The following is a 12,236-nucleotide window of genomic DNA, read 5'->3' as shown; positions in this document are numbered from 1 at the left end:
CCCGCCATACCGTTCACGCTGAACCCCAGTATGGGCCGGTCCAGTTTGCTGTGAATAATCAGCGTCACCCCGCCTGCCGGTGGTGCCCAGAGCATCACCCACACCATCCAGCCCGCCACATACAGCACCGGCAGTGACACCACACCCCAAATCCACACTTTTCGCCGGGCATAAAACTGTGCCACCGCTGCATCAACCCGTTCAACTTTTGCCCAGAATCCCATTTTCGCTCCCTGTTATGTTATTCATGAATGTGCCTTCAGAGCCTCCAGCCCGCTATCTGTTCACCTGCGCCAAACTTGCGCTCAGGGAGCGGTATAGTGGGCCAATACATCAAACAGTGGCGTCATGCCACTCACGACACTGGGTAACTCAGCCTTTAGTGCATCGGACTCCAGTTGATTACGCCCCCCATCCAGGTAAAACAGAGCATATAGCATCCGATCAACAGGCTGTTCTAACCCCATTTTCCCGGCTTTATTCAGTGCTTTTATTACCATCAAACGTTGCGTACAGGGTGGAAACACCCTGCTGGCTGGCATTTCTTGCCATTTGCTCAACAGGGTGGCCACTTCGGGCTTCTCCGCAATTTGCTGCCAGGTGGTTTTATCCAGCCGGATAACATGATTTCTGGGGTTTTCTATTTCAGAAACAGCAATGCTGAGCCGTTGCCACTGCGTTTCGCCTGGCAACCACCATTGCGTGATGCCATTGAACAGATAAGCATGCCAGTCACACTCTTTATGGGTGCCAGTAACGCCGTTGTGTCCATCGCTATGCTCCTTGCACAATGCCATCGTTTGACTGAATCGCTTTTAGCAGGCACGGAATACAGATTTTATTTTCGATTGGTGGGTACAGGACTGGCATTTCTATCCTCTGCGATGCCCCACCTTCCGTATCCAGTCTCCGGGCCTTGCGGGTGTAAGTCCCGGCTGTCTCGTATTTGATTTGCCCCTGCTCAATGATGATGGAGCTCCCACCACCAACAAGGCGTATTCGCTTCCTCCCGGCCAGCAGCAACTCTTTGGCGGAAATGAGAGTCAGTTTCTGCTCCGCGCTCAGGTGCATCACGCCATTCTGCGCCTGAAACTGTACCGGCCCCTGTGCCGAAATCAGGCTCAGCTTTCCGTGTTGAGCAAACACCCCCACGCTGTCGCCTGCCAGCCCGGTGATATGCCCCTCAGTACCGATGCTGATAGCGGGCGTTCAGCAGGTACTGATTCTGCCTGGACATTGACGATGCCGGGTTGCATCACTGGTAACGCAACCAGCACAGTCACGCTGTCCTCACGAGCAGGATCAGGTAGCACCACTTCCCGAGGCTCTGGCGGTAACTCACTGTTGTGTGTGTCAATCAGCGTGCCATCAGGTAGCCACAGACGCAGAGTCTGAACCTGCACACGCCCAGATGCGAGAAGTGCATCATTTAGCTCTGCGCGCTCAACCCCCCACGGAAAGGGGCTGGACAACAGTGACAACCCAGCCCGAGAAAAAGATTCCCATTCAGCCTGTTGCTGAAACTGTTGCGGGGATAGTAATACCCCTTCGCTCCATAATGGACGGTAAATTTTCATCCCTGAGACCACTCCAGACTTTGGGTTTTCGTACCCATAAAACCAGTGAAAGATTCACATCCTTGTCTTCTGCCTGAAAATACTGAGCGGCATAACATCTCCTTTGCGCTCCAGTTAAATCCCAGACAAACAAGTGTCAGTAATACTTCGTCCCGAAAGCTATCAGACATCCAATCATCCCTCTGAATATTGCTTAGTACTTTTTTCGCACTACAGCCACCGCGAACGATAATAGTATAACAATCCTGTTTAGATCAAATTTTCAGATCTTAATTTCTTGATTAGAATATTCTTAAGAATTTAATTCTAATTTATAATCATTAGTAATACTAAAGTATTAGAGAGACACGCCACCCAGAGTTCAGAAAGCAAACATTTATGTCGAAGAGGTTGAAATCTGCAGGATGTTATTAGAAAAAGTAATTTAATTTGATTAAAATCAAGGCGTAAAAGATCAAATAACTATTAACAATCAATAAAGTAGATAAGGAACAACAGGAGAGATAAAGAAGAATGGGAAGAGCAGTAGAGCGATTAAACGCTTCAAGATATTCCAGCGGGATAAGCAACCACCTTCCCTGCCCTGACAATCAAACAAGCAGTAATAAATATTATTTATTAGCACACTCTGTAAGTATTGCGGGTGCAATGCGCTTTTCTTAGAAGAAAGTCAGTGACAGTGTATGTAATGCCTTTTGTGTCAATTGACAGGAGGAATAAGCCAGTTACCCAAGTAACAACAACATTACCCCTCCGAAGCAAAATATGGCAGGGATAATTTTTCAATTACATTCCATTATTTTGGCTATTAAATAACAACTTCTTTGATTACAAATAGTTATTGGTTGGTGCTAGCCCAGTAAACCACATTCACCAATGCTGCCAGCCACAATAAAATCAGTGAGACGATTGCCCGGTAAAATAGCCTTACAGCCCCCCGCCAGCGTTGAGCTATATCCCGCACTTCACCGGAACGCTCACCCCAGATACACGCCATACCAGCGTCAAATTCCAGTAAATTTTCATTGTTTTCAAGTAACTGAAACAGCCGTTCATCAAGCCACAACCGCCAACAGTAATAATGCGTGGAGATAAACAACACCAACGAAACCAGGCTTCCCCACGACGCTAAATGCAGAAACCCGACGAACAATGGCGGCAGGGTCAGTGCGGCAAAATAACGCCATGAAGACAAATGAATGCGCATAATCCGGTGAGTTAGCATGATGTCTGGCATTGGGTCTCTCTGAGTTGTGTTGCCCGGTAATGTTCCAGTAACGCGATATGTGCCGGGGTAAAAACCACTTGCGGTCGCTGGCACTTAATCAAATTAACAGCCTGCTCCACTGAAGACACATGAGCCCTGGTGAGCAACCAGGCAGCAACAACCGTTGCGCTGCGCGATAGCCCTAATGCACAGCACACCAATACATTGCCATGTGCCTGATGCAACTGTTCAAGGCAGCTCACTGCATGGCGCAGAGTGGGTTCATCTGGTGCGACCAGGTCCATCAATGGGTGAGACAGCCAGTCTTGTGGCTGACTGCGGCACATGTGAAATTCAGCAGTAAGATCCAACACAGCAGCCTGCGAAACCTTCCTGCCTTTGGCAGGAAAACCACCCAGTGCCACCCCATCACACACCACATTGCTGTGGGCGAGATGGCGGGAAAACCAGGCTCTGGAAAGTGCAGCCCCCGCTAAGTAAGGCCATAATACGAGACGCGCAGACAGCGACAGCGTACCTGCACTGCTCTTCTGGAATATCGCCGTACCCAGCCCGGCATACCCAAGCGCGACCACCAACACAGACAGTGCCGGCCAAAACAAGAAATACCCGTAGGGGATAACGGCTCCCGCCAGAGCAAACAATATGCTGGCTGCACAATATTTCACGGCCAGGCGCAACGCCTGCTTACTCGGGCGCTGCCAGTACCAACGGCCTGAAACCGGCACCAGGTAGCTAACCAGAACCCCCACTATCAGCCCACTAATAACATCAATAAAATGATGCTGCCAGGTTGTAAGAACGGATACGCCAATCAACAGAAACCACCCGGCACAGACCTGGCGCATTAAGCCGTGCAGGTGTTCCCGGAAGCGCAGCCATAAGATCCAGGCAAGGATGATATGCAGCGAAGGTGCCTGGTTATAAGGCAAGTCGAACTGCTCCAGTTGGTGAAACAACCAACCAAAAGCACCCGGAACATCCGGGCGCATAAAGGTAAATTTCAGCGGGAATAGCAGGAAACCGGTACAGGCAACCAAAGAGGCGGCTACTAAGCGCCAGGCATGCCGAGTCTGTTCTTGCCGCACAGTGCAGATAAACAGAGAAAGCCCGTACAGCAGGTCTATGCTCCAGTAAGGCACAATGGTCCAGGGCAGGAAAGGAATAGAATGCTCCCAGTTAAACACCATGCTCCCCACACCAGCACGGCTCGCGGTGAACTGATTCACCTGGCCGTAAGTCAGGAAAAAGAGCGGAGCCAGCAGCAACAGCCAGCAAACGCCACGCCGGTACAGCATAGCGCGGTTCACCGCCAGGTCAGGTTCAGCCATCGTGTTTTCTCACCGCCATGGATACCGTGAAAATGCCAAACTCATCAATCAGTTGATGGCACTTTTCAAACCCTGCCTGCGCGACCAGTGAATCCATTTCCCCCTGGCTGCGCACCCGCATCATCCATGGAATACCATTACGGTGGCTGGTTAAGGTATACGCGATAGTTTTTAGTTGTGGGTGCCAGGGCTGGCCGGTATAAATCAATATGCCGCCGGGAGGAATGGCGGCTGCCAGGCCAGCTAAAGATGTGCTGACAGCGCTGTTGTCCTGGAATAATTCATAAAGCCCGGAAACAATACCCAGGGTTGGAGAGGGAGCCAACTCCGCCAGTGAACCGTAGTCAAATGCATCGCCGGTTGTGAACTGTGCCAGTTGGCCCAAGCCACGCGCTTCAATCATGGCCCGGCCTTTTTCCACATTCAGCTCACTGTAATCGCGCAATAATATGCTGTCGATACCCGCCTGTTTTTCCAGAGCATCCAGCACATAGCGGCCATGACCGGCGGCAATATCTACCACGCGGACTGGTTGGCCATTACTGTGCAGCCTGGCAACGGCCTGTGCAATCATCTGTTGAAGATGCTCCTTGCGCACACGAATGCCCCGCCAGCCAATACTGCTGAGGTACTGGCGGTCAATCATCCGCCCCAGTATCCCCTTCCCTTCAGGTTCATTACGGTAGACATAATCCAGAGTACTGCCAGAATCAAATCCGGTTTCATAGCCAAGACTCATTCCACGAGACTGGCGGCCAAGTGTTTTCATGCCCAGGCTCAGCGCCGCATACCCGGCTCCTTCCAGTGAAAAGCGCCCAGGCGGCGCCTGCAATTCCCGGTATGCATCCGCACTGGGGCTCCAGCAATCTTCGCGGCTGTAATCAAACTGGCAGGGTTGTTGAGCATAAAGTTCACCAATGAAGCGGCGCATATGCCCGAAAGCCCGCGCGCGTTCTTTTTCCCCCAGCGTATCGTGATAAAAGCCCGGTAAGATATGCTGCTCTTTTACCGGGCTGCGCAGGCCAGCATAAAACTGCTGTTGTGGCTTTTGATGCACCACATAGTCATTGCCTGAAATCAGCAATTGGGTGGGAATGGTAATAGCAGCAGAGTCAGCAACAATACGTTCCGCCGTTTGGTAGAGATCCAGCAAAATGTTAACGGCAATTTGGCGGGTTATGAGTTTATCCTGCTCAAAGCTGGTAATACGCTCTTCATCGTGGCTGAGGAACTTCCCTTTGACATACGAGTTCACATAGAACAGGCCGCGAATACGCTGTAGCAGCCCCAGGCCAGCCCGTGCAAAAGGCACATACAATTTAACTTTAAACGCAGGTGAAGCCAGCACCATACCGCGAATTTTTGGGGCATAGTCATGCACCCAGGTTGCGACCAGAACAGCCCCTACACTCTGGGCAACCACCACAATTTGCTCAATGCTTACCTGAGCGTCTTGTGCCACAAAGCGCACGAATTCATCTACATCTCGCACTGAACGGGCAAGGCTGGGGCTGTACCCGCGTTCCCCGGGAGATTTTCCGTGCCCGCGCGCATCCCAGGCATAAAAGTGGGTATCCGGCATCATTAGCTCATCAACAATATGCTGTAAGCGGCCGGAGTGCTCATGCCCGCGATGAAACATCACTACCACTTTATGGCTGCTTGCCTCGGGTGCAGGCCAGTGGCGAAAGAACAGTTCAGTACCATCACTGGTTAAAAACTCACGCTCATTAAAGTGGCGGGTATCCTTACTCATGCTGTTTCCTTGTGGCGAGTTGTTGTAATGCGATAAAGCGGTTTAATAAATCCTGCTTAAAGCGATTTTTATCCGCGTCAGAGTGAAGTGGGTTATCTACGTAGATATCAATAAAAAAGGGGACCGGGATTTTCTGGCCTTTCCCCATGGAGCGGTCAAGCCCATGCAAATACACCGGCGTAATAAGTACATCCGGGCACTGCTGGCTTAAATGCCAAATTCCCGACTTAATGGATGAAAATTTACCCGGTTCACCGCGTGTGCCTTCCGGGAAAATAATCACAATTTTGTTGTTTGCCAGCGCATCAGCACAGGCCTGTAAAGGGTTCGCCTGGTGAGCCCCCCGGTGTACCGGAATAATGCCAATCACTTTCAGGGCGAACCAACTTATCAGCTTATTTTTGAGAAAGTAATCTGCGGCGGCAACCGGTTGAACATTAACCAGAGTTGAAAGAGGAAACAGGGTAAATAAGGTTAAAATATCCAGGTGGCTATTATGGTTGGCAACAATAATAGCCGGGCCGTTAACCGGGAGCTTTTTGCGCCCCGCGACAGACACCCCCAGCCATACCCAGACAACCGGGTAAGCGATACACAACGTAAAAATCCAGCGTAACAGGCGATTCATACGCGCCCTCTACACATAGAAATAGTAATAAAAATGGAAAAACAACGGCGCGGTATAAATCAGGGAATCAAGCCGGTCGAGAATACCTCCGTGGCCTGGTAATAATTTCCCTGAATCTTTAACACCAAAATCACGTTTAATCGCCGACATCACCACATCACCACAAAAACCACTCAGCCCAATCACCAGGCCTGCAGCAAGGGAGTAATACCCGTTCATTGGTGTTAAAACTGGCCCCAAAATAACGGCGAGCAGCATCGTGGTAAACACCCCTCCCAGCAGCCCGGCAAGCGTTTTATTTGGGCTGACCTTCGGGGTGACTTTTATTTTGCCCAGCGATTTGCCCCACAAATATTGAGCAATATCGTTCAGCTCAGTCAGAGCAACGAGGAAAACCACCAACAACGCTCCCGCTTTGGTTTCTGAACCCGGCAGCGTCAGTAAATAAGCAATATGACTTAACGCAAATACAGTAGTCATCATGCCCCAGTGCATGACACTGGCTGAATGCAGAAAACCTTTGGTATCGCCGACAACCACCATCCTGGCAGGCAGAAATAAAAAAACATAAACCGGGATAAAGATAATAAACATGCCGTACCACGACATCCCCGTCCACAGATACTGCACCGGAATTGCGGCATACATCCACAATAACGGAATGCTGTCGGAACGCCGGGTTGGGGAAAGGGTCAGGAACTCTTTCAGTGCCAGAAAACTAATAAAACCGAAGAAAGTCAGTGCCAGCCATTTTGGTGACAGCATCGCCAGAGAGAATAAAACGATAATCACCCACCAGCTGGTCACCCGCTGCTGTAGCTCCAGCCAGTTTTTCTGCGGCCGCAATAGTTTTAGCCCAAGGGTAATCAGCGTTGCCAGAATTAAAATGCCGAATATGCTCCCAAGGCAAACATAAAGAAGGTGAGTTGAATCAGACATGCGGCACCTCCATTGCACTACGGCAACGGTTGATACAGGTCCAGACCAGAAGCAGTGCGGCCAAAATAAATACGTGATTCACCCAGGGGATATACTCAGGCCAGATGGCGATAACCAGCCCAACCGCGCCAAAGAGAAATGCGCGGTCACTCTTCCCCAAAGGCCCACGATAATTACGAGTGCCCGTTAAAACCTGTGCCAGTACCCCGCAAAACTCCGTCAGCCATGACAGCAACACCACCAGCACAACGACAACTGGCGATACACCGGCAAGAAAAGCGAATGCCAGATACAGGCTGGCATCTGACACAATATCCCCCACCTCATTCAGCACTGCCCCCATTACCGATTGCTGGTTAAATTCCCGGGCTAACATGCCATCTATGGCATTTAATGCCATGCGGAAAAACAAAAACAGCGGGAGTAAGGCAAATAATGCTGTATGCGGGACACAAATCAAAATGCCCCCCACCAGCAGTGATAACACCATAGCCAGCAAAGTGACCTGATTGGCGGTAACACCACGGGAATAAAGCCGGGCAACAAGGGGTCTTAACAAATTTTGGAACTGCGGTTTTATGTCATACAGCGTCACGTTGTGGCTCCTGCCGTTTATTCTCAAAATGTATTAACTGGCTACAGAAAAAGAATGCCAATGGGATATCACAGACTGCGGTAATAACGCGGAAATACAGAGCAAATAGAAAGCGAGGCCAGGCACTGTTCTGGCTGAGTACGTTTATTGTTATAAAGGCAAGGGCCAATGATAAACATATTTGCTGTACTTACATACCGTTATTACCGAAATAGCGACCAAAAGTGGGAAGCAGGCAGCAAACCTGTATGCAGCGATTACACTTATCAGGATAAAAAGAACGGGAGCTTTTTGTGAAGATATCGCCGCCACACGATAATCGGGTATCTGAAACCGCACCTCAATGGTTGAACAGACATGATATGGTCAACCATGCGCTGGCCCGGGCTTTACCTTTCCTTGCCTGTGTCCACGCCACCTTTTCGCTGATGGTGCTGCTTCGTTTTAGATTAATGGGCTACGACGACGCAACCATTCTGACTGCGCGCGAATTAATTCCGGTTATTGATATGCTCATGTGTGTAGTGCTGGCGGGAGTGGTAATGCTGGTTGTGCTGTCGCACCGCAAAATGATCTGTTCACCCCATTTCAGAATACGCTGCCAGGTTGTCTTACTTCTGCTGAGTGCCGCCTGGTCATTCAGCGCTTTTGTTTTCACCGCCTTCTGGCATTTGCCTTTTGCTTTCCCACTCAGTGTTACGCTGCTTCTGAGCACTGTGGTTGCGCTCTATTTTCACCTGAGTTTATTGCTCTGTTTTGTGTTGCCATTATGGTTTATCTCCTTCAGTGCCAGTTTGTATATCAATCAGGGTATTAATGCGCGGATTTTGTTGATTTGGGGAGGTTGTACCCTGATTTTTATCTACAGCCGATGGCTACTGGTTCGCTGGTTTAATGAAGCCTGGCAACGCTATAACGAAAACCAGCTTCTGGTATCACGGCTGGACACAATGGCACACCAGGATGCACTCACCCAAACGGCCAACCGGCGGGCTCTGGAAGACCACCTGCAACACGCTGTTGCCCAACAAATTCCATTCAGCATCATCATTCTTGATGTCGATTACTTCAAACGTTACAACGATAATTATGGCCACCAGGCTGGCGATAAATGCCTGGCGAATGTTGCTGATGCCTTAAAAAGTGCGGTACGTACCCCAGAGGACCTGGTCGCCCGATATGGTGGCGAAGAGTTTGTCATTGTACTGCCTCATGCCAGCCAGCAAGACACTGAACGTGTTGCGCAACGTATTCAGCAATGCCTGGCAGAAAAAGCATTGCCTCACGAAAAGTCAGAAGTGAGTGGCTGGGTAACAGTGAGTATGGGGCTGGCAAATTCAGAGAACGGGAAAAATGCCAATGAGATTATTGCTACGGCTGATGCCGCACTTTACCGTGCAAAACAGTCAGGGCGTAACCGCTGGGCGTACTGAATCCGGGGGGATAATGCTGGGTGGCAGCATATTTTTGCTGCCACCCAAACAGGTTTACATAATAGAGAACGGGTACTCAACAAACACGCGGATTTCATTACCGCCAATGTTGTAATCCGCCGCATCGGAAGAGACGCGCAGTACGGAATAGCGCAGTTTCAGTTTCAGGTCTTTGGCGATGCCATTCGGCACTTTGTACTGCACCTGGTTAAAGAACTCATGTTCATGGCCGTTGCTGCTGGCAGAGGTTTTAATGTTGTCGCCACGCACATAAGCCACATCGTAGCTCAGACCGGGCACGCCCAACCCGCCAAGGTCAACGGAGTAAGCCACTTGCCAGGAGCGCTCGTCCTCGCCATTGAAATCAGACCAGTAAGAGTTAGCCAGCCAAATCGTATTGCCGCCGTCGCCGATACCGCCATTTTTACGGTAACCGCCATAGTGGTAACCCGTGCTGCCACTGCTCTGTTGCCAGGCGATTTTAAAGGTATGGATATCCCACAACACATAACTGGCTGCCAGGCTCCAAATCGTATTGCTGCGCCCGGTGTTCAGGCTGTCGGCATAAGACTGGTCAAGGCGAGAGTTATAGCCGTTGAAGTCCAGAATCAGTTTCTGGTCATTCGTCAGTGGCTGAGTGAACGTCATGCCAAGATATTGTTTATTCTGCACATCCTGCACAGATGACGCATAAAAAGCAGCATTAAACTGGTCATTAAAGGCATAGCGTGCCCCGGCAAAAGCCAGGCTGTTTAACCCACTGTCATGGCTGTCGTCACTTTTTTGCTGTTCTGCAGTGAAATAGCCTGCGCTGACATCCAGCCCTTGTAGTTCCTGCGAATCCAGCATGAAGCCAGTAAAAGATTCATACAGCAAGCGGGATTCGTCGGCGGTAACAATTGGCAATGCCGGGCGCTGAGTACCATAACTCAAAACAGTATTGGAAAAACGCATTTTGGCACGCGCGCCAAATTTGGCTAAATCAGACTTCGCTTTGCCATCCTGGTCCTGAGCAAAGAAGTCGATTCCGCCCGCACCGCTACGCCCGCGCCCACCGTCAAGGCGTACTGCATACTGAGCAATACCGTCCACACCAAAGCCAACCGGCCCTTGAGTAAACCCGGAATTATATGTCGCAATAATGGCCTGGCCCCATTCATCGCGGTCGCGAACACCAACGTCTTTATAATCACGCTTGATATAGGCATTTTTCAGCAATACATCCAGGTGGCTATCTTCCAGAAAGCCGTTACTGGTCTGTTGCCCGGAGTCGGCCGCAGCCGCATTTGCCGACAAGACCAGCAAGGCGGCGAAAGGCAGTGATTTTTTCACGTTGTGTTTACCTGTGTTGTCTGTTTGTATAATTGTTTATTTGAATGAAAAACGCACACCTTCATGTAACTACAGGTTACACAGGCATACAATTTGTCATTTTTACCAGGCAAACTAACGAAAAGTATTATCAATTGGTGCGATGGTTAGCAGACTGTGTGCTCAATGGTAAGAAAAGCAGCGGTTTTGTACAAAAAGCAGGCCAAAGTGACTATTTTTCATTTTTCACTGTGGATTGGACCAGGCGCAACAGCAGCGGCCTTGCCTGTTCCAGAGCGTGAATTCCCCCTTTCAGCCAAATGCCTTTACCGTGCCAGGCAAGGCATGCAGCATGGTCAAACTGGTCGTAATCAACCGGGTAAACCAGTGCCGGACGCTCTGCTTTCAGGCAGTGCCACATAATGCCTGCGCCGCCATGGTGAATCACGGCATCGTACTCAGAAACCCAGCGGTCATAATCAACCCAGGGCAGGCAATACAGGTTGCTTTGGTGCGCCACACTGGCAGTATCCGGGTTACCCAGGGTAAAGTGGAAAACCCAGTCCGGCAGAGTTTGCGCCAGTTTTGCCACCGCCCGGGTCACTTCAGCTTTATGCCAGTCCAGGTGTGTGCCCAGTGTCACCAGAACATGGCGCTTACCGGTCTCGAATGGTGGCTGCGGCACTATTATTGGCGGTGTGTATAACGCCGGGCCGATAAAATGAACAGCGGCAGGCCAGGTTCGGGGAAATTCAAAGCGCTCTTCACTTAAGGCAAGAATACAGTGAGCTGAATAAGCGCTTTCGGAACCATCTTCACGGTATAACCGGTGAATACCGGTTGGGCGAATGGTTTTGCGAAATAACCAGAATATACACCTTTTGAACCCACGCACTTTTTTGCGATGAAGGAATTGAATCACCCGCTCAAACTTATTGCGCGGAGGCAGCAACCCACCACAATACCCCGGCACACCATCAGCGGTTTCGAGTGCACAAGGTGATGGCAGGCTGGTCCACCAGGGAACCGAAAACTGGCGGCAAACCTCACCTACCACGGGTAATGTGAAATCACTGATAACTAAATCAGGCGTGCCTTCATCGCGCCAGTATTGCGCCAACGCATGGGAAAAGTTAACCAGTAACCCCACAACTTCCCGAAACTGGCGGTATAACCGAACCGGGTGGGTTTTCACCGCATACTGTGGGTTTGCCACGGCGCATAACACATCATCATATTCACCTTCAATTGCAACGCCAGTCAGCCCGGCAGCATGAATACGCGGCAGCGCTTTTTGGGTGCTGAGAATACGCACCTGGTAGTGTTCAGCCAGAGCCCTGCCCATAGCCAGCACCGGGTTCAGGTGCCCGGCAAACGGCGGTGCCAGTAAATCGATGCGGGATGTCCCTGGGGGAATCAAGGCCAGTAAACGTTGCAT

11 protein-coding genes and 2 pseudogenes are annotated in these 12,236 nt (G+C 50.4%); 1 reads left to right on the top strand and 12 read right to left on the bottom strand.

Annotation, left to right across the window (positions count from 1 at the left end):
- The 10 genes and pseudogenes from DT73_RS06620 to DT73_RS06575 all read right to left on the bottom strand — a co-directional run.
- Positions 1 to 224: pseudogene (locus DT73_RS06620) on the bottom strand (hypothetical protein); the annotation flags it as partial.
- 81 nt (positions 225 to 305) lie between these two features.
- Positions 306 to 797, bottom strand: coding sequence for a hypothetical protein (locus DT73_RS06615; protein ID WP_051691290.1), 492 nt, complete (start codon positions 795 to 797; stop codon positions 306 to 308).
- The gene (locus DT73_RS06610; protein ID WP_235234435.1) at positions 775 to 1,152 is read right to left on the bottom strand and encodes a DUF2345 domain-containing protein; all 378 of its coding nucleotides are present in this window, start codon (positions 1,150 to 1,152) and stop codon (positions 775 to 777) included. The genes DT73_RS06615 and DT73_RS06610 overlap by 23 nt, the downstream gene beginning before the upstream one ends.
- Positions 1,153 to 1,199: 47 nt before the next feature.
- Positions 1,200 to 1,577: pseudogene (gene tssK / locus DT73_RS06605) on the bottom strand (type VI secretion system baseplate subunit TssK); the annotation flags it as partial.
- An 838-nt stretch (positions 1,578 to 2,415) separates the two neighbouring features.
- Complete coding sequence (locus tag DT73_RS06600) at positions 2,416 to 2,814, bottom strand: hypothetical protein (protein WP_036105867.1); 399 nt, start codon at positions 2,812 to 2,814, stop codon at positions 2,416 to 2,418.
- Positions 2,796 to 4,136, bottom strand: coding sequence for a phosphatase PAP2/dual specificity phosphatase family protein (locus DT73_RS06595; protein WP_036105861.1), 1,341 nt, complete (start codon positions 4,134 to 4,136; stop codon positions 2,796 to 2,798). Before DT73_RS06595 ends, DT73_RS06600 begins: the two co-directional genes overlap by 19 nt.
- Positions 4,129 to 5,892 carry a bifunctional alpha/beta hydrolase/class I SAM-dependent methyltransferase gene (locus tag DT73_RS06590; protein ID WP_036105858.1) on the bottom strand — a complete coding sequence of 588 codons (1,764 nt, stop codon included), beginning with the start codon at positions 5,890 to 5,892 and terminating at the stop codon, positions 4,129 to 4,131. The genes DT73_RS06595 and DT73_RS06590 overlap by 8 nt, the downstream gene beginning before the upstream one ends.
- Positions 5,885 to 6,520 carry a lysophospholipid acyltransferase family protein gene (locus DT73_RS06585; RefSeq protein WP_036105854.1) on the bottom strand — a complete coding sequence of 212 codons (636 nt, stop codon included), beginning with the start codon at positions 6,518 to 6,520 and terminating at the stop codon, positions 5,885 to 5,887. The genes DT73_RS06590 and DT73_RS06585 overlap by 8 nt, the downstream gene beginning before the upstream one ends.
- Positions 6,521 to 6,529: 9 nt before the next feature.
- On the bottom strand, positions 6,530 to 7,459 hold the full coding sequence (locus DT73_RS06580; protein ID WP_036105849.1) for a phosphatidate cytidylyltransferase: 930 nt from the start codon (positions 7,457 to 7,459) through the stop codon (positions 6,530 to 6,532).
- Complete coding sequence (locus DT73_RS06575) at positions 7,452 to 8,054, bottom strand: CDP-alcohol phosphatidyltransferase family protein (RefSeq protein WP_036105847.1); 603 nt, start codon at positions 8,052 to 8,054, stop codon at positions 7,452 to 7,454. The genes DT73_RS06580 and DT73_RS06575 overlap by 8 nt, the downstream gene beginning before the upstream one ends.
- Positions 8,055 to 8,347: 293 nt before the next feature.
- On the opposite strand from DT73_RS06575, the gene DT73_RS06570 reads away from it, so the two are divergent.
- A complete protein-coding gene (locus DT73_RS06570; RefSeq protein WP_051691289.1) occupies positions 8,348 to 9,487 on the top strand; it encodes a GGDEF domain-containing protein in 1,140 nt (379 codons plus the stop codon).
- Positions 9,488 to 9,541: 54 nt separating this feature from the next.
- On the opposite strand, the gene DT73_RS06565 is transcribed toward DT73_RS06570, so the two are convergent.
- The gene (locus DT73_RS06565; RefSeq protein ID WP_036105842.1) at positions 9,542 to 10,819 is read right to left on the bottom strand and encodes an OprD family outer membrane porin; all 1,278 of its coding nucleotides are present in this window, start codon (positions 10,817 to 10,819) and stop codon (positions 9,542 to 9,544) included.
- Between the two features lie 211 nt (positions 10,820 to 11,030).
- Complete coding sequence (locus DT73_RS06560; protein WP_036105840.1) at positions 11,031 to 12,236, bottom strand: glycosyltransferase; 1,206 nt, start codon at positions 12,234 to 12,236, stop codon at positions 11,031 to 11,033.

It is taken from the genome of Mangrovibacter sp. MFB070 (genome assembly GCF_000705335.1).
GTDB classification, from domain to species: Bacteria; Pseudomonadota; Gammaproteobacteria; order Enterobacterales; family Enterobacteriaceae; genus Mangrovibacter; species Mangrovibacter plantisponsor.
Note: the sequence above shows the minus strand (reverse complement) of the source record. Positions and strands in the feature narration are given on the sequence as shown.

Coding starts and splice junctions, on each gene's coding strand:
- DT73_RS06560 (WP_036105840.1), bottom strand. CDS start 12,236: ATGCAACGTTTACTGGCCTTGATTCCCCCAGGGACATCCCGCATCGAT.
- DT73_RS06615 (WP_051691290.1), bottom strand. CDS start 797: ATGGCATTGTGCAAGGAGCATAGCGATGGACACAACGGCGTTACTGGC.
- DT73_RS06590 (WP_036105858.1), bottom strand. CDS start 5,892: ATGAGTAAGGATACCCGCCACTTTAATGAGCGTGAGTTTTTAACCAGT.
- DT73_RS06580 (WP_036105849.1), bottom strand. CDS start 7,459: ATGTCTGATTCAACTCACCTTCTTTATGTTTGCCTTGGGAGCATATTC.
- DT73_RS06595 (WP_036105861.1), bottom strand. CDS start 4,136: ATGGCTGAACCTGACCTGGCGGTGAACCGCGCTATGCTGTACCGGCGT.
- DT73_RS06600 (WP_036105867.1), bottom strand. CDS start 2,814: ATGCCAGACATCATGCTAACTCACCGGATTATGCGCATTCATTTGTCT.
- DT73_RS06585 (WP_036105854.1), bottom strand. CDS start 6,520: ATGAATCGCCTGTTACGCTGGATTTTTACGTTGTGTATCGCTTACCCG.